This window comes from uncultured Escherichia sp. (assembly GCF_948475835.1).
In the GTDB taxonomy this organism is placed as follows: Bacteria; Pseudomonadota; Gammaproteobacteria; order Enterobacterales; family Enterobacteriaceae; genus ECMA0423.
This window is the reverse complement of the sequence record NZ_CAOLGM010000116.1, coordinates 1-15,552: the sequence shown is the minus strand read 5'-3', so window position 1 is coordinate 15,552 and position 15,552 is coordinate 1. Positions and strand designations below refer to the sequence as shown.

At 54.5% G+C, this 15,552-nt stretch carries 18 protein-coding genes and 2 pseudogenes; 1 reads left to right on the top strand and 19 read right to left on the bottom strand.

All coding sequences use genetic code 11. The features are described from left to right. From QZF50_RS18760 to QZF50_RS23750, 19 genes and pseudogenes are all read right to left on the bottom strand, one after another. A pseudogene (locus tag QZF50_RS18760) lies at nucleotides 1-146 on the bottom strand (phage tail protein); the annotation flags it as partial. A 5-nt stretch (nucleotides 147-151) separates the two neighbouring features. Then, a complete protein-coding gene (locus QZF50_RS18755) occupies nucleotides 152-850 on the bottom strand; it encodes a phage minor tail protein L (RefSeq protein ID WP_001152632.1) in 699 nt (232 codons plus the stop codon). After that, complete coding sequence (locus tag QZF50_RS18750; RefSeq protein WP_000847379.1) at nucleotides 850-1,179, bottom strand: phage tail protein; 330 nt, start codon at nucleotides 1,177-1,179, stop codon at nucleotides 850-852. Before QZF50_RS18750 ends, QZF50_RS18755 begins: the two co-directional genes overlap by 1 nt. Continuing rightward, on the bottom strand, nucleotides 1,176-3,755 hold the full coding sequence (locus QZF50_RS18745) for a phage tail tape measure protein (protein ID WP_290388944.1): 2,580 nt from the start codon (nucleotides 3,753-3,755) through the stop codon (nucleotides 1,176-1,178). The genes QZF50_RS18750 and QZF50_RS18745 overlap by 4 nt, the downstream gene beginning before the upstream one ends. Further along, the gene (locus QZF50_RS18740) at nucleotides 3,748-4,182 is read right to left on the bottom strand and encodes a phage tail assembly protein T (RefSeq protein WP_000459457.1); all 435 of its coding nucleotides are present in this window, start codon (nucleotides 4,180-4,182) and stop codon (nucleotides 3,748-3,750) included. The genes QZF50_RS18745 and QZF50_RS18740 overlap by 8 nt, the downstream gene beginning before the upstream one ends. Then, nucleotides 4,164-4,586 carry a phage minor tail protein G gene (locus QZF50_RS18735; protein WP_000479153.1) on the bottom strand — a complete coding sequence of 141 codons (423 nt, stop codon included), beginning with the start codon at nucleotides 4,584-4,586 and terminating at the stop codon, nucleotides 4,164-4,166. Before QZF50_RS18735 ends, QZF50_RS18740 begins: the two co-directional genes overlap by 19 nt. Before the next feature lie 15 nt (nucleotides 4,587-4,601). Then, nucleotides 4,602-5,342 (bottom strand): phage tail protein, encoded by a 741-nt coding sequence (locus QZF50_RS18730; RefSeq protein ID WP_061892654.1) that lies wholly within the window; start codon nucleotides 5,340-5,342, stop codon nucleotides 4,602-4,604. A gap of 7 nt (nucleotides 5,343-5,349) precedes the next feature. Next, the gene (locus tag QZF50_RS18725; RefSeq protein ID WP_000683105.1) at nucleotides 5,350-5,745 is read right to left on the bottom strand and encodes a phage minor tail U family protein; all 396 of its coding nucleotides are present in this window, start codon (nucleotides 5,743-5,745) and stop codon (nucleotides 5,350-5,352) included. Next, entirely contained in the window at nucleotides 5,742-6,320 is a 579-nt protein-coding gene (locus QZF50_RS18720; RefSeq protein WP_000975081.1) for a phage tail protein, read from the bottom strand. Before QZF50_RS18720 ends, QZF50_RS18725 begins: the two co-directional genes overlap by 4 nt. Nucleotides 6,321-6,331: 11 nt before the next feature. Then, nucleotides 6,332-6,685 (bottom strand): head-tail joining protein, encoded by a 354-nt coding sequence (locus tag QZF50_RS18715; RefSeq protein ID WP_000785282.1) that lies wholly within the window; start codon nucleotides 6,683-6,685, stop codon nucleotides 6,332-6,334. Nucleotides 6,686-6,696: 11 nt separating this feature from the next. Then, a complete protein-coding gene (locus tag QZF50_RS18710; protein WP_061892653.1) occupies nucleotides 6,697-7,095 on the bottom strand; it encodes a DNA-packaging protein FI in 399 nt (132 codons plus the stop codon). 52 nt (nucleotides 7,096-7,147) lie between these two features. Beyond that, nucleotides 7,148-8,176, bottom strand: coding sequence for a major capsid protein (locus QZF50_RS18705; protein ID WP_237802164.1), 1,029 nt, complete (start codon nucleotides 8,174-8,176; stop codon nucleotides 7,148-7,150). 56 nt (nucleotides 8,177-8,232) lie between these two features. Next, nucleotides 8,233-8,580, bottom strand: coding sequence for a head decoration protein (locus QZF50_RS18700; RefSeq protein WP_053294772.1), 348 nt, complete (start codon nucleotides 8,578-8,580; stop codon nucleotides 8,233-8,235). A gap of 36 nt (nucleotides 8,581-8,616) precedes the next feature. Beyond that, nucleotides 8,617-10,122, bottom strand: coding sequence for a S49 family peptidase (locus tag QZF50_RS18695; protein WP_053294773.1), 1,506 nt, complete (start codon nucleotides 10,120-10,122; stop codon nucleotides 8,617-8,619). Beyond that, nucleotides 10,112-11,704 carry a phage portal protein gene (locus QZF50_RS18690; protein ID WP_061892177.1) on the bottom strand — a complete coding sequence of 531 codons (1,593 nt, stop codon included), beginning with the start codon at nucleotides 11,702-11,704 and terminating at the stop codon, nucleotides 10,112-10,114. The genes QZF50_RS18695 and QZF50_RS18690 overlap by 11 nt, the downstream gene beginning before the upstream one ends. Next, nucleotides 11,701-11,904: a gpW family head-tail joining protein gene (gene gpW / locus QZF50_RS18685; protein ID WP_053294775.1), complete on the bottom strand. Its 204-nt coding sequence runs from the start codon at nucleotides 11,902-11,904 to the stop codon at nucleotides 11,701-11,703. Before gpW ends, QZF50_RS18690 begins: the two co-directional genes overlap by 4 nt. After that, on the bottom strand, nucleotides 11,888-13,816 hold the full coding sequence (locus QZF50_RS18680) for a phage terminase large subunit family protein (RefSeq protein WP_061892176.1): 1,929 nt from the start codon (nucleotides 13,814-13,816) through the stop codon (nucleotides 11,888-11,890). The genes gpW and QZF50_RS18680 overlap by 17 nt, the downstream gene beginning before the upstream one ends. After that, complete coding sequence (locus tag QZF50_RS18675; protein WP_061892175.1) at nucleotides 13,788-14,297, bottom strand: terminase small subunit; 510 nt, start codon at nucleotides 14,295-14,297, stop codon at nucleotides 13,788-13,790. Before QZF50_RS18675 ends, QZF50_RS18680 begins: the two co-directional genes overlap by 29 nt. 250 nt (nucleotides 14,298-14,547) lie before the next feature. Beyond that, nucleotides 14,548-14,726: pseudogene (locus tag QZF50_RS23750) on the bottom strand (AlpA family transcriptional regulator); the annotation flags it as partial. A gap of 206 nt (nucleotides 14,727-14,932) precedes the next feature. On the opposite strand from QZF50_RS23750, the gene QZF50_RS23745 reads away from it, so the two are divergent. Continuing rightward, nucleotides 14,933-15,412, top strand: a complete 480-nt coding sequence (locus QZF50_RS23745) for a DUF1398 family protein (protein WP_073519626.1) — start codon at nucleotides 14,933-14,935, stop codon at nucleotides 15,410-15,412. Nucleotides 15,413-15,552: the final 140 nt, after the last annotated feature.

Below are 15,552 nucleotides of genomic sequence, written 5' to 3'. Positions count from 1 at the left end.
ATCCGGAAATAATCCTCCGGCTCACCGGAAATATTCACGCAGGGAAAATATCTTTCCCCCTCCGGCGCTCTCACCACGAAGCCGCACGACTCCGCTGGCGCACATCGCCGGGCGTGCGCCAGAATCGCTGATTCTGTCTCTGTCATGGGATTCACTGCGAAAGTTTGTTAATGGAAAGGAAGCCGCCAAAGTTGCCGACGTTATTGCGAAACTTACAGCCGCTCAGGCATTTGCTGCATTTATCCTTCGTGATATCGGACGTCGGCTGATCATATTCATCCGCGACCGCCGGACCGTGATAACCGCACTCATCACCGCGATAGGTCCAGGTGCAGGTGTTGGCCAGCATGATACGTCCCGGAAAAACGGCACCGTCCGTTTCCGTCGGCGTGGACAGTACAAAAGAGGCACTCACCGCGCTCAGTTCGCTGCACTGCTCGATGCGCCAGCGGCTGATCACCTCCTGCTCCGGATCGGCGTCACTGTTTCCGTTGACGAAGTTCACCGCATCCAGAAAACGGGCGTAAACCTTACGCCGGACCACCGTTCCGCCGACCAGACTCTGCATATCTTCCGCCATCCCGGTGACCATACCGTACAGGTTAGAAACCGTCAGCGTGGGGCGCGTACTGGTGCCTTTGCCATTCAGTTCAAAACCGCTCCCCTGAATGGGATACGGCTGATACTGTCGCCCCTGCCAGGTGACCGGCTCACCTTTTTCGTTCTGCTCATTACAGAAAAAATAACGTTCTCCACCGACCTCTGTCAGGTCGATTTCCCAGAGCACCACGCTGGCCGACTGCTCCGCACGGGTGCATTCATTCAGTGTTTCCTGCCGGATATCCTGCATCAGTTCACCACCTGTTCAAACTCTGCGCTGAACTCAACACGCAACATACTGACCCGCGACGACCATTTTGCGCAGGTCACCTTTATCTGCCGCCACTCATAAGGCGGCGTCCACAGAAAGGATTTCCAGCCCCCGTGCTCTTCCAGAAACGACTCCAGTACCGTGGCCTCCTCACGGGGGACAGAAAGCGTCACGCTGTACGTTTTCAGGTTGGCATTCAGCCCGGCAGGCGCTCGCTGAGAATAGCCATCACCAAAGCGCACCTTTCTTACAGAAGGGACCGAAGCCACATCCATACCGGGTTTCACTTTCCAGCGGAAGGTCTTCATCGTCCACCTCCGGAGAACAGGCCACCATCACGCATCTGTGTCTGAATTTCATCACGGGCACCCTTGCGGGCCATGTCATACACCGCCTTCAGAGCAGCCGGACCTATCTGACCGTTCGTGCCGTCGTTGTTAATCACCACATGGTTATTCTGCTCAAACGTCCCGGACGCCTGCGACCGGCTGTCTGCCATGCTGCCCGGTGTACCGACATAACCGCCGGTGGCATAGCCGCGCATCAGCCGGTAAAGATTCCCCACGCCAATCCGGCTGGTTGCCTCCTTCGTGAAGACAAATTCACCACGGTGAACAATCCCCGCTGGCTCATATTTGCCGCCGGTTCCCGTAAATCCTCCGGTTGCAAAATGGAATTTCGCCGCAGCGGCCTGAATGGCTGTACCGCCTGACGCGGATGCGCCGCCACCAACAGCCCCGCCAATGGCGCTGCCGATACTCCCGACAATCCCCACCATTGCCTGCTTAAGCAGAATTTCTGTCATCATGGACAGCACGGAACGGGTGAAGCTGCGCCAGTTCTGCTCACTGCCGGTCAGCATCGCCGCCATATTCTGTGCAATACCATCAAAGGTCTGCGTGGCTGCACTTTTTACCTGCGACATACTGTCCGTGGCGCTCTCTTCCCACTCACTCCAGCCGGACTTCAGGCCTGCCATCCAGCTCCCGCGAAGCTGGTCTTCAGCCGCCCAGGTCTTTTTCTGCTCTGACATGACGTTATTCAGCGCCAGCGGATTATCGCCATACTGTTCCTTCAGGCGCTGTTCCGTGGCTTCCCGTTCTGCCTGCCGGTCAGTCAGCCCCCGGCTTTTCGCATCAATGGCGGCCCGTATTGCCCGTTGCTGCTGTGCGAATTTATCCGCCTGCTGCGCCAGCGCGTTCAGGCGCTCCTGATACGTAACCTTGTCGCCAAGTGCAGCCAGCTGGCGTTTGTACTCCAGCGTCTCATCTTTATGCGCCAGCAGGGATTTCTCCTGTGCAGACAGCTGGCGACGTTGCGCCGCCTCCTCCAGTACCGCGAACTGGCTCTCCGCCTTCCACAAATCCCGGCGCTGCTGGCTGATTTTCTCATTTGCTCCGGCATGCTTCTCCAGCGTCCGGAGTTCAGCCTGAAGCGTCAGCAGGGCAGCATGAGCACTGTCTTCCTGACGATCGCCCGCAGACACCTTCACGCCGGACTGTTTCGGCTTTTTCAGCGTCGCTTCATAATCCTTTTTCGCCGCCGCCATCAGCGTGTTGTAATCCGCCTGCAGGATTTTCCCGTCTTTCAGTGCCTTGTTCAGTTCTTCCTGACGGGCGGTATATTTCTCCAGCGGCGTCTGCAGCCGTTCGTAAGCCTTCTGCGCCTCTTCGGTATATTTCAGCCGTGATGCCTCAGACTCGGCCCAGTCCTTTGCTGCCATCTCTCTGGCCTTTTCAAGATCGGCCTGCAACGTGGCGGCTGAAAGCCCAAGTTGCGCATTCGCTCTGTCCTCCCATGCTCCCCGGAGATTGGCAAGAAATGCTGAGGTTTTACCGCGCCGGTGGCTCCGGCTCTGATACCACTGCCATTTTTTGTCCGCCTCATCAAAAGCCTTTTCTGCTTTCTCCAGCATTCCCTGGGCAGTGTCCGGGCGACCAATATCCAGCACCGAATCCCACATGGATTTGAATGCCCGTGCTGTCCTGTCTGCCCAGGTCTCCAGCGTGCCCATGTTCTCTTTCAGGCGGCGGGTCTGGTCATCAAACCCTTTCGTTGCGGCCTCGTTCGCCGCCTGCAATGCCCCGGCTTCATCTCCGGAACGCTGCAACTGAGCAACATACGCAATCTGCTCCGCCGTCACGTTATGGAACTGACGTGCCATCGCTGTCAGTCCCGACGTCGGGTCTGTGGTCAGCTTCCCGAAGGCTTCAGCGACCTTGTCCACCTCCACGCCGGATGCAGAGGAGAAACGCGCCACACTCTGGCTGATCGCCTCAAACTGCTCACCACCACGCACACCGGCATTCACCAGCGCCGTCAGTGACTCGCTGGTCTGGTTAAACGTCAGCCCTGCCGCCTGCCCGGCTCTGGACAGGACCAGCATACGATCTGCCGTCAGTCCCGCCTGATTGCCGGAAAGGACCAGCGTTTTGTTGAAATCGGACAGGGTTGAGTTGCCCTGATACCAGGCATACGCCAGCGCACCGGTCGCCACCGCCAGCGAGGTGGCCCCCACCATCGGCAGGGTGCTCGCACCGGCAAGCCCCCTGAACATGGGGATCATCCCGCCGAAGGAGTCCTTAACCTGACCCCCCTGTTGCAGCAGGATCAGCCACGGGCTTTGCCCGCCTGCAAGCTGCGTGGCCACGTCGGTGAACTGTGCAGGCAGCATACGCATGGCGGCTTTATACTGCCCGACGGAAATCCCCGCTTTCTGTGCAGCCAGCGCCTGTCGGCTCAGCGACTGTTCAACGACTGCCGCTGTTTTTTTCGCATCAGTTTCCGTACCGGAAAAATGACGCCTGACTCTGGCCATCTGCTCGTCAAATCTGGCCGCATCCAGACTTAAATCAACGACCAGATCGCCTACCGGTTCAGCCATACCGGACTCCTCCTGCGATCCCTTCTGATACTGTCATCAGCATTACGTCATCCTCCGTCATGTCCGCCACATCCGGGGAAGCGGGGATAACTTCATTCCCGTCCGGGCCAAAGCGGACGCCTCCGGCAAGCCCTGCCGCTTTCTGCATCAGCACATCATCTTCAGGCTCTTCGTCAGCCTCACGCCGGTTCAGCAGACTGAAATCCAGCGGATGCATATCCGGATCGCTGAAAAACAGGCTGAGCACGGTGTACGTCAGCCCGGAAAAGTGCATATCCAGCAGAACATCATGAAAATAATGGGTACTGTAAAAGCGGTGCCAGTCGGCATACTCCGTGGATGACATCCCGGCAAGCATGGCACGCCAGTCGGGTCGCCCCATCTCTCGCGCCAGTTTCAGGGCAAAACTCAGCTCACCGTCGAACACTTTCCCGCAGAAACAGGCTCTGCGGGCCCGGCGTCCTCTGTCTGTTCAGGGGCATTATTCACAACAAACTCATACATACCAGACAGCCGGTACACCACGTTTTCAGCATGAGAAATTGCCTCCGTGGGCCAGGTGGTAAGCACTTCCTGCTCAATCTGTTTAACGGCTTCATTCATGGACGGCATCTGCGTCTTCTGCGGATGGTTATGCCACAGGGACATCGCCACCAGAAACGCGCCGGTTCTGATGGCGTCTTCCACAGTAAACTTCCGGTTGCTGTCTGACTCCGCCTGTTCTGCCTGCCGTTTCATCAGGGCGAGATGCTCAATTCGCTGCAGGGCTGACAGTTCAGAAAGCGTGACGGTCACACCGTTATGTTCAAATGATTCGGTTTTCAGGAACATCGCTGACTCCCCGGATTAACTGGCGGTGACGGTGATTTCTGCAACCGCAGCAAGTTCACCATTACCGGATACGACCGGAATGTTGACCTTGCCTGCAGCAACACCTTTCACGGTGATGGTCATACCACTGACCGACACGGTGGCTTTTGTTTTATCCGCAGACACCGCACGGAAGCTCTTGTCGGTTGCGCCTTCCGGCTGGAATGCCACGGTCAGCGTGGTGCTCTGCCCTTTCACCACCGAGGTGCTGGCAGGCGTCACAGTCATGCCGGTTGTCGCCGTCACCGTGCTGCGATCTTCTGCCATCGACGGACGGCCCACGTTGGTGACTTTCACCGTGCGGGTGATCACTTCCTTCGCCGTCACCGCCTTACCGATACTGCTGACCCAGCCGCGGAACACATCGACCGTGCCGTTCGGGAAGCGGATTTTATAGGCTCGGGTATCCCCTTCATTAAACCACGCCAGCAGCGCCTGCTGCCCCTGCTCTCCGGGCATCCACGCCAGCGTGAAGCTGGTATCTCCGGCAGATTTCTGCCCCTGCCCGGTCGCAGTCCAGTCTGCATCTTCATCATCGAGATAGCTGTCGTCATAGGACTCAGCGGTCAGTTCGCCGGGCGTCAGGTCTTTAACTTTTGCCAGACGCGACCAGTCAACGTCTGAAAGCGGATTCGCATAAGGGTCACCGCTTCCCTTATAAACCCACAGGGCGGTCCCGGCACCTTTCACCGGCATTACAGGATTTGGTACAGGCATAGCGTCCTCACATTTCATAGGTAATGACATAAGTCAGATCGGCTGAACTCCACAGGCCCGCATCATCGTCGCGCCGGTAGTCATAGCCGCTGGCCACCATACTGGTGATCAAATCTGACAGTGCCGGGATATCACTCATCACCGGATAAATCCGGGACTCCATCCACGCATCCAGCTCTGAATCCGGCACCTGAGCAGGCAGGAAAACTTCAATATGCAGCTCCGCCTGCCATGTATCGCTGTCCAGCTCTTCGCCCGTGTATTCAGCGCCGGTGAGATAAACGGCAACTGCCGGAAAATCCGCCTCATCAAAAACAGCGGGGCGACCATCAAAAAACGTCGCCCCGGTGTCATGCTTCTCCAGTGCATCCAGTACGGCTGCACGGAGTTCAGTATGTTTCATCGCTTTATTACCATTCTCAGTTGATGCTGCAGCGCATAGCCCAGCTCTTTCGGAAGACGTTCACGCCGTATCCGTTCAATATTCTGTTTAAACGCCGTGGTCAGCGGCACCGCCATCGGGATTTTCACCACATCAATGGGGTAACGGTTTTTCCCGGCCACACGCTGCATGACATGCCACCGGCCATTTTTCAGTTGCTGAATAAACGCGCCGGGAATACGACGGTTTCCCACCACAAGCACGCTGCCGCCACCTTTCAGGGATGAACGCTGCCCCTTTTTACGACGTCTGCGGCGGGAAAGGACAACCCGCGCGTTACCCAGCTTGATTACGGGCAAATCCCCCCGGTTAACCCTGATTCTGGCCTGCGGATTTTTGACCGTGGCCCTTTTCAGCCTGGCCCTTTCCTTTACCAGTTTCCGGCGTACCTTTGTCTCACGGGCAACCTGTGACGCAGACTGCGATATCGCGGATGACGCAACGCGGTTAATGGCCATTGCGGCGGCACCAGGCACCGCCGTTTTGCTGATACGGCTGAGGTTTTCAACGGCCTGCTCAAGACCTTTTATGGCCATACATCCCCCTTTCAGCGGCGACGGTTAACGGCAGGCGGCACGCCACGCCCAAGCCAGAGATGACAGCTTCCGCCATCATCCGGCGAAATCCGGTCCACCCAGAAGTTTTCCTCGCCGATGGTCAGTGTGTCTCCACGCCGCAGCTGCCGCACATCATCAGTCCGGACAAACAGGGACGGGCTGGAGCCTTCAACGCGCACCCCCTGTCCGGCATAGCTGATATTTTCAGGGTCATCAAAAACACCACGTATCACAGCACCGGACAGCTCACCGGATGTCATGGTGGCTGACGTTCCCATGTACCCGCGTATCGTTTCATCGGCGCGGGCAATGGCAGCATCGAACAGGTTATCGGAATCAGCCACAGCGCCTCCCGTTATTGCATTCTGGCCAGGCCATGTTCTGTCATTTCGGCTGCCACACCGGCAGAGACACGAAACGCCGTTCCCGGCAGCACAAATGCCACAGGCTCATCCCGCGTGGCGTGAAGTGCATCAGTATGCAGCGTCACCAGTGCCACGACCGTGACCAGAGCAGCCGTATCAGTCACGGTATCCGGCTGCGCTGATACCACCTCATTTTCATGCCCGGTCAGCACATTTTCCCGGCTGAGAGGGGTGTCCTGACCGGAAGTTTCATCCGTGTCATCAAGCTCCTCTTCCAGCTCTGCCACACGCTGTGCAATATCTGCCGCACTTCCTGACATATCAGGTTCACGTCCCAGCAACTCTGATAGTTCTTTCAGGCGTTTCAGATTCTCGTCTTTCTTTGCCATATCTGTTTCCGGTTGAATAAAAAAGGGGGTATATCACCCCCCCGGTTATATGTTATTTCACCTGTACCACTACGAACTCATCCGGATCAGGGAGTACCATCAGCGGCGCGGACTGCGTCATGGTGAATTCACGGGCGGGATCACCCACTGTCATCCAGTGTTTCGGGTAACGGGAAGAAGCCACCACACCTTCCGACAACGCCTGCGCATCCTGAATGGCACCGTAACAACGGATCCCATCTGCAGCAGTATTCCCCAGGACCAGCGTGCCATCTGGCAGATAACGTTTTTCGGTACCATCCTCTGATACATAAGACGTTTTCGCCACCACAATGGCCAGATCGCCGTAATACCCCTTGAAGGACACCACTGCGGCCAGATCTTTCACTGCCGTTTCGAGTTGTGAATTTGAACCGCGACGGGTATCCAGTTTTTCGCGAAACAGCTTAAAACCATTCAGCAGACGCCAGACGGTACCGTCCATGATGGCAATATTCACAAGACCGCTGGCCTGGTCGCAGTAGAGGTCAATATCATGTGTAGGATCGAACGTGTCACGATCCTGTTTTGACCATTCCTTACCGCTACCCTGTGTGATGTTATTCTTCGTCGACCTGCCAAAATCGACCTCAATTTTCTCGAACTGGTCTCCTTCCATGGTGTATTTGCCATACAACACAGCATTTACCGCCTGCATTTCTTCCACCTGGACAATCGCGTGCTCTTCCTGTTTGAGGTTATCGGTAATGATACGCAGACGGCGGTAAGCCGGATCGTTCAGTTGAGATGGATCTTCACCAGGAAGGCGCTCAACCGCCTGCTGGTAATTAAATTCGTGTTTCGGCTTGACGTAGCCCGGACGCAACACGCGGGTTTCACCACCACGATGACGCAGCACTTTTCCTTCAACAACCGGGGAGACATAGGCCGCCACCGGCGTTTTTCCGGTAATTTTGTCCAGCATCACCTCTTCGGTCTGGAAATTCACCGTACGGCGGAAAAACAGCTCCAGAAACAGCGCACGAAATTTAACTTTTTGTTCGGTATAACCGAGCAACTGGCGGGTCGTAAACAATCCCATAAATCAGTTCCTTCATTCAGAAATAAGTCAGGCCACCGCAGTGGCCTGATAATGTGTTACGGCAGCGCCGCATGACTCAGGGCACTGCCGGAAAAGGCGTTGGCCTTTTTGTGTTCATCCACACTCTCAGGCCAGTGAATTGCCTCCGTCGCAAAAGTCCCCGACTTGTAATACGTCAGTACCGTCTCTGTGCCTTCAAGCGGCAGTACCAGTATGCCAACCGCACCACCGGCTTTCTGTCCGTCCCAGACCACCAGTTTCCCGGTGGCCTCATCCAGCATCAGAGGCGTCAGAGCCGGTGTCGCCGAGGAAATCCCGCTGCTACCTGTGGCTGTATGAGCCGGATCATTACCGGAAAAAATACGTACTTCCGCACGCTGTTCAGTGATGGTTTTCGTTACCATATTATTAAAACCTCATATTGATGATCAGCAGTGGCTTTATGGCATGGCCATGAGCATTTTTACGTCCGCATCACCGTCTGCTGACGTTTGTGACATGCCGCCCTGCACCGCTGCCGGTGAATGGTTCGCCATGAAACGTTCAAACATGGATGTCGTGGAGGCAGAGACTGGTTCAGCTTTACCTGATGCAGCAGCCAGTACAGCCCGGGCATTCTCCACGGACATCCCCGGGCAGGCCGCCAGTTTTTCAGCCTGCGCCTCAGCCCCTTTCGCCTCATCCAGGGCCATGATTTGATCACGGAGTGATAGTCCGGCATCCGCCCGTGGTGAAGCAGCCAGGATCGGGCGGGCTTTTTCCACTGTCATATCCGGCATCGCCGCCAGCGTTGCAGCCAGTTGTTCACGACCTTTCGCTTCTTCACACGCCATAATGCGATCGGCTTCACTCAGCGGGGATGCCTCCGGCTGCTGCGGTGCCGCCGCTGCCAGAATCGCCCGGGCCTGCTCAACGCTCATGCCCTGTTGTCCTGCCAGCATCGAGGCAAGCTGTTCACGTCCTTTCGCTTCCTGGCATGTCAGGATCCCCATCACTCGCTGGTTCTCCTGCGCGACGGCTTCCGTTGCAGTTAATTGCGGCATAGTGCCTCCTGTATCATGTGTGTTCAGCGTCGCGGCCATCACGCTGATGGCATCCGACGCATTGATTAATTCATCCGCCAGCCCGGCCTCAATACCTGACTGCCCTTCAAAAACAGCGGCCTCTGTCCCCATAACCGTATCCACAGATAAACCGGTATACATCGCCACTTTTTCAGCAAACATCCGGCGCGCCGCATCAATGCGCTGCTGCATGTCCTGGCGAACCTCTGACGGCAGGGATTCAAACTGATTGCCATCCACCTTGTGCGATCCGGCGTAAATAAGCGTGATATCAACACCGGCCTGCGCCAGATGACCGGCATAGCTGACATGGCTCATCATCACACCAATGGAGCCGATACGTGATGTCTGGGTAATCAGCCGTCGGGAACAGGCCGATGCCAGCAGCATTGCGGCAGAACAGGCCGTGTCATTGCACAGCGCCCAGACAGGCTTCTGCTGCCGGAGGCGGTAAATCATGTCAGCGCAGTCAAACGCGCCGGCGGCCTGCCCACCAGGGCTGTCAATATCCAGCAGTACACCCCGCACCTGGGTATCCGACATTGCCTGCTGAAGACAGGCGACAATGCCGTCATAACCTGTCATTCCGGAAAATGGCCGCATCCCCCCCAGCCGGTGCACCAGCGTGCCTGTCACCGGCAGTACAGCAATACCATTCACCACCCTGTAAACACGGGCCGGTCGTTTTCCTCCGGCCATGTACTCGTCCGTTTCAGCCAGCATCCCGGGAGCATCAAGCTGTACCTGCTGTTGCGGTACCGAAAGACTTGTCGCACCCATCTCACGCCCCAGCGCGCAAAAGAAAACCCGCGCATAGGCGGGCTCCAGAAGCAGCGGTTCATTGAATGCTGCTGCAATAATGTGTGAAAGATTACGTCTCACGTGGTGTTGTCTCCTCTTCCGGCCTGCGACTCTCCGCTATCTGCTGCTGATACGCCTGCGCTATCCACACCGGGCGTGAGAGCCCGGCTTTTTCCCGCTCTGCAGATTCCCTGACCTGCTGGCGGAAAATGTCCTGATAATCCTCACCCATCAGCGCCAGCTCTTTCTCATACGTGCTCAGTCCGGCCTCAATGCGCATCACCGACTCCTGAACCTCCTTGAGTCCATCAATGGCCATTCTTCCGGAGCCAATCCACTCTGCCCGTGACCAGGCTGAACGCGCCTGATAAAAATCAAAACGCGCCCGTGGCGGACGAATAATCCCCCGAAGAAGCGCCTCTTCCAGCCAGCAGGAAAACATCTGCGTGGCCAGCCGGGACGCAATAAATTTTCGTCGCCCCATAAAATAACGCCACGACTCATTGGCTGAGGCACGGGCACTTGAGTAACTGACCTTCGAGTAATCACGGGACAACTGTTCGTAGGAAACACCAAGACCGGCGGCGATATACCGCAGCAGCGCCTGTTCAAGCGCAGAAAATCCATTATCTGAATCCTGCGCAGTCTGCAGTTTCAAATCATCCCCGGGGAAAAGGTGCGGAATTTTGACACCGCCCAGCGTCACGTTATTCGTGTCATACCAGCGGGTGAACTTCTCCAGAATATTAATGAGCGGATTATCCTGCTGACTCTGCGGTGCACCCGCGATATATTCAAAGGCCTTTTCGGTATCGAGTTCACTTTCAATCGTCGCTGCATACATCGCCTTCACTATGGCCGACTGAAGCTGCGTGGTCTGCAGGGAATCGAGCATTTTCAGCCGTTCCATGACGCTGTAAAACTGATTAGCCCCACGGGTCTGCCCGTCCTCAACCGGCTCGAAAATATGCAGCATGGCCGGACGCCCGGTGGGAAGTTCACGCGGGATCCGTTCCCATCGTCCACGACCAGAGAACGGAAAATCATCCTCACAGATATGGTACGCAACGGCCCGTCCATACCGATCGACTTCCACCCCGGCCCGCAGGAAACGGTTACCCATACCGTGTCCCGGCGTGTCCACCCGTTTAGGGCTCACGGCTTTAAAACGCGTGCGGAATAACCGTGTGGTTTCCGTATCCCAGACCGGCTGCACAAAGATTTCACCGTTAAATGCATGAACGCCCACACCTTCACGGATAAATTCCGTAAAGGTGCGTTTCCCTTCCACATCGATCTCGCCAAACATTCCTTCCGCGTATTCCGACCAGGCCGCCTCCACCTCATCGACAAAGATTTTTGCCGCGGACTCCCGCATCCCAAGCCAGCGCCAGTTCGGACGGTAACTAATAAGAAACATGTGCCCGACAATGTGATCCTTATGCAGGGCCACCGCATTGGCCGCTATACCGTTATTGCGTACCAGATCATCTGCACGGGCATTCCCCAGACGCAACGCAGGCAGCAGGGCAGCATCAACACCCTGCGCCGGTGGTAACCACTCGGCCATTTGCCCGCCAAATCCTGCGCCGCCCCCGTTGTAGCTGAGACTCTCACGAAGCGGAACGCCGTTCACATCAATCAGGACTGGCGTTCGTTTCATAACCTCACTCCCAGCGGGCGACGGCGGCGGGTTGTCCCCAGTACCGACTCCGCATCATTGATAGCACGATTAAGCTCATCCAGAGAGGCTGCCGTATATTCAATTCTGCGACCATCTTTCTGGACCGACACCACCCGTTTACCGGTTAATAAATCAAGACGCGCCTGACGCAGCGCCTGCAGTTCAGCGACTGTTACCATTCACTCCTCCGGACAGCTTCGCTGCCAGTTCTTCAAGGGTTGGCCGGGTCGTCTCTTCTTCCCGGGATTTTGCCAGTACAGCCAGATCAAGCTGCCAGCGTTGCACGGACACACGTAATGCTGCGTAGGCATACACCAGGCAGTCCAGCGCTTCGTTACGCCGCTTTTTGTTATCCCACAGCAGGCGCATCTTTCCTTTTTCCCACTTCTCCACAAGCTCTTCCGCGACCAGTTGCTGCGCCTCTGTCTGCGAAAAAATCTCCGGATTATCAGGAAAACGGATGGCATACGATGTGGCTTCATCTGCAGGTGTGGGACTGGCTTTCATACGGGCATAGAGAATTTCTTTTGCGGTGTCCGTCCCCACTTCACACAGATACACGCCCCGCTGATTGCGGGTTTTCGGCATGGTGATCACCGGCTTGCCATAGACAGACGCACCTTTTACCGGTAGCACACGGAAAACACCGTGTTTTTTTGACCTCTGGTAAACGATTTCGCCATCGATCCCCCCGGTGTCCCAGCAGACACGGGAAATAGTCATTTCGGTGCCATCCGCATGGCGGTATTTTTTGTTAATCACCGCGTCCACACGTAACAGCGTCTCTTCCTCATCAGGACGCCCCATAATGATGATTTTATCCACCAGAAAAGCTTCCTCTCCCGGTGCCCATCCCCAGACATACATCTCAAAACGGTTTCGCTGCGAGTCAATGCCCGCCGTCAGATAAACCACCCGGTCAGGTACCGCCGCCGTGTAATGCACGACCTTATCCATCAGAACCTGGTGATCGAGTTTTTCGCCCACGGCCTCTTCCCAGGTCTCGCCCAGCGTGGTGTTCACAAAGGTTTTCAGGCCGTTGGGATCTTTCAGCGCATCCAGCCAGTCATAGACTATCTGTACCCAGGTGGTAAACGGGCTATAGGCCGTCCAGATGTGGAAAGTGATGGATCGCGGTGGCGGCATCTCCTCATCACCCGCGCTGTAAAATGTCAGGCCGTCACGTGTCCACATGCCCGTGTTTTCACAGATCCACCGCCCGTTATTCTGTTCAAGCTCAGACTGATGGATCACACAGCCATGATGCTCACAAAGGTAGAAAACACTTTCTGGCTTATTCTTCTCCCACTTAAGACCGAAAAGCGAGGCATCATCGCCAAATTTCAGATACTGCTCCTCCCCACAGTGCGGACAGGGCACATAAAAACGCATGAAATGTGCCGACTCGTTAGCGGCTTTTTCGATCTGGCAGGAGCCTTTGATTTTAGGCGTCGAGCCGCGAATGGATTTTGGCCATACAGAGCCCTCAATACGCTTATCCCCCAGCAGGGTTGGCGAGCCCTCTTTTTCGACATCCGGCTCGAACGAGGAAAGTTCGTCATAGCAGACCACGTCCACGGATTTTTCACGGTAGTTTTTGGCGGCAGCGCCGCCCAGGCACCAGAAGCCCACACCCGATGAAAAGCGTTTCAGCGTGAGAGTATTGTCACGATGTTTACGACCCAGCCATGGGGAAAGGTCTTTCAGGCATGGCACGTCCCGAATCGTCGCCTCCACGTGAGACTTCATAAAATCTTCAGCGGCAGAATCCGTGGGCTGAAAAAGCAGACTGTTTCGGGATTTATGCTCAATAAAATATCCGACCACCCCCAGCAACATCTTTGTATAGCCAACACGGGCAGATTTAATCAGATTAACAGTGCGGATCTGATCATTCCCCATGCTGTTCATGATGGCGATCTGGAATGGCAGCGTTTTCCATTCTCCCTCACCATATGAAGATTCTTTCGGCAGATAATAATTTTGATCAGCCCATTCAACTGGCGTCACCGGCAATGCCCTTATCAGGGGCTGTAATGCTGTTGTGACAGCGCTCATCATATTATTCAGTTGTTGCTCTGATATATTCATCGAGTAAATCCGGTAATTTATCCCCCGCCCGCGCACACTGATTTGCCCCCTTCGCAATAAGGGTTTTCAGATGGTCAAGATGGCGCGGTGTTAAATCAGGAAACTGTCGCTGCATGGATAAAGGGATGGAATCAAGCGTACTGGATAACGCCATTGCCAGCTTACTGAGGGCAAAAATACAGAACCCGGTGTCAATAAGTTTTCCTTTTGACACCTCATTTTTTAACTGCTGTGTAACAGCCTGTTCTGCTGTCAGTTCCCATCTGGCAATAAGCAATTTCTCCTCATAGTCGTCTTCGCTATCGCCACCAGGCACATCGTTTTTACTTCTCCTCAGATACGATATGTAAAAATCGCGCCAGGCATCCAGATCCAGTTGCCCTCGCTTATTCGATATCGGGGCACCCGGCAATTTCTGCAATCTGCGAAGCTGGCGATCGGTCAGACTTAAATGCCTGGCAACTTCAGTCTGCGTAGCCACTCCTCACCTCGCAAAAACTCTCACCTCACAATCACAACAAAACCGGTCATGTCCGGCTTACATGTTTATTTTTTGTTCACGTCCGGTTCACAGAAAACCTGTTTCTATATTTTTCATATAGTTAACCTGAAGAGAAACCGGACATGGATCCCGGAAAATTTTCATAAATAGCGAAAACCCGCGAGGTCGCCGCCCCGTAACCTGCCGGATCGCCGGAAAGGACCCGCCAGCCAGAGCGGGCCTAAATTCATCAACCAATCAGCTTATAGCGGCCATCCCGTGCATTACGGCGTACACGCTCAATATTGAGGCATAGTGCACATCTGGCTTTTTTGGCACAGGAACACGGCAACATTCAGAAGCGCGAGGAATATTATTTATCCAGTCGATCACTTCGCTTAAATACCAGGCATTGCGTCCTTACGTAACTGGCACTGCCTCCAATACTGAAGATGTAAGTTGATAAGGCCTGATAAAAGTTTATATCTAAAATCAAGATAAGACTTATCACTTTAATAAATTAGCAAGAAAACAATACCTCTGATTTACCATGCGGAAATAACTAATAGACATTCACTTTTCAGTTTATTATTTTCCAGCAGTACTATACCTTCAGTTAAACACCATCTTTTTACATGTTCAATTTTTACATAACTCATTCAGATTTATCACCACCAGATTGTGTTTCCACAGAGAATAGTCGGCTAACCTCTGTTATATCGTTGCTTATTTCATCACACGATAATGATATTATTTCCGTTACTGATTACCTTAATAAAAATGGCATCTCGCATTGTTTTTACTTTCTGTCAACAGGGAATATAAGGTTTACCACACATAATCAAAGTATGATCACGGTACAGCCCCAAAAAAGATCTGCTTATATAAACCACAGGTCAAATAATATCTGGACAAAACTGGTTATAAAAAAACATTTATCCGGAAACATACCCTTCTTCCGGAGCCACTTTACTCTTTCCCGTGCAGGCATCTTTAAATATGTTCTGGATGTAAACAGAAAACACTGCCAGTATTACTCAGTAAGAAACCACATTTTGCATTCACAATTCATTATTCCGGTTTCTTCCACCATCGCACCGGAAAAGCGACTATGAGGGTAAACCTGCGTCCGTCAGCACACTAAAACCCGGTGCGCATCGTTTTTGATTATTACCGCACACTCGCGCAGAAGGAGTTCCCCGTCGGGCTACGGTCTCTGTTAATACGGGAATACGACGACGATACAGCGCATGAT

Bases quoted from the DNA above. Each gene is read 5' to 3' on its own strand.
- QZF50_RS18725 (WP_000683105.1), bottom strand. From the start codon at position 5,745: ATGAAACATACTGAACTCCGTGCAGCCGTACTGGATGCACTGGAGAAG.
- QZF50_RS18755 (WP_001152632.1), bottom strand. From the start codon at position 850: ATGCAGGATATCCGGCAGGAAACACTGAATGAATGCACCCGTGCGGAG.
- QZF50_RS18750 (WP_000847379.1), bottom strand. From the start codon at position 1,179: ATGAAGACCTTCCGCTGGAAAGTGAAACCCGGTATGGATGTGGCTTCG.
- QZF50_RS18730 (WP_061892654.1), bottom strand. From the start codon at position 5,342: ATGCCTGTACCAAATCCTGTAATGCCGGTGAAAGGTGCCGGGACCGCC.
- QZF50_RS18690 (WP_061892177.1), bottom strand. From the start codon at position 11,704: ATGAAACGAACGCCAGTCCTGATTGATGTGAACGGCGTTCCGCTTCGT.
- QZF50_RS18710 (WP_061892653.1), bottom strand. From the start codon at position 7,095: ATGGCAAAGAAAGACGAGAATCTGAAACGCCTGAAAGAACTATCAGAG.
- QZF50_RS18680 (WP_061892176.1), bottom strand. From the start codon at position 13,816: ATGAATATATCAGAGCAACAACTGAATAATATGATGAGCGCTGTCACA.
- QZF50_RS18700 (WP_053294772.1), bottom strand. From the start codon at position 8,580: ATGGTAACGAAAACCATCACTGAACAGCGTGCGGAAGTACGTATTTTT.
- QZF50_RS18735 (WP_000479153.1), bottom strand. From the start codon at position 4,586: ATGTTCCTGAAAACCGAATCATTTGAACATAACGGTGTGACCGTCACG.
- QZF50_RS18745 (WP_290388944.1), bottom strand. From the start codon at position 3,755: ATGGCTGAACCGGTAGGCGATCTGGTCGTTGATTTAAGTCTGGATGCG.
- QZF50_RS23745 (WP_073519626.1), top strand. From the start codon at position 14,933: ATGTTCAATTTTTACATAACTCATTCAGATTTATCACCACCAGATTGT.
- QZF50_RS18705 (WP_237802164.1), bottom strand. From the start codon at position 8,176: ATGGGATTGTTTACGACCCGCCAGTTGCTCGGTTATACCGAACAAAAA.
- QZF50_RS18720 (WP_000975081.1), bottom strand. From the start codon at position 6,320: ATGGCCATAAAAGGTCTTGAGCAGGCCGTTGAAAACCTCAGCCGTATC.
- gpW (WP_053294775.1), bottom strand. From the start codon at position 11,904: ATGGTAACAGTCGCTGAACTGCAGGCGCTGCGTCAGGCGCGTCTTGAT.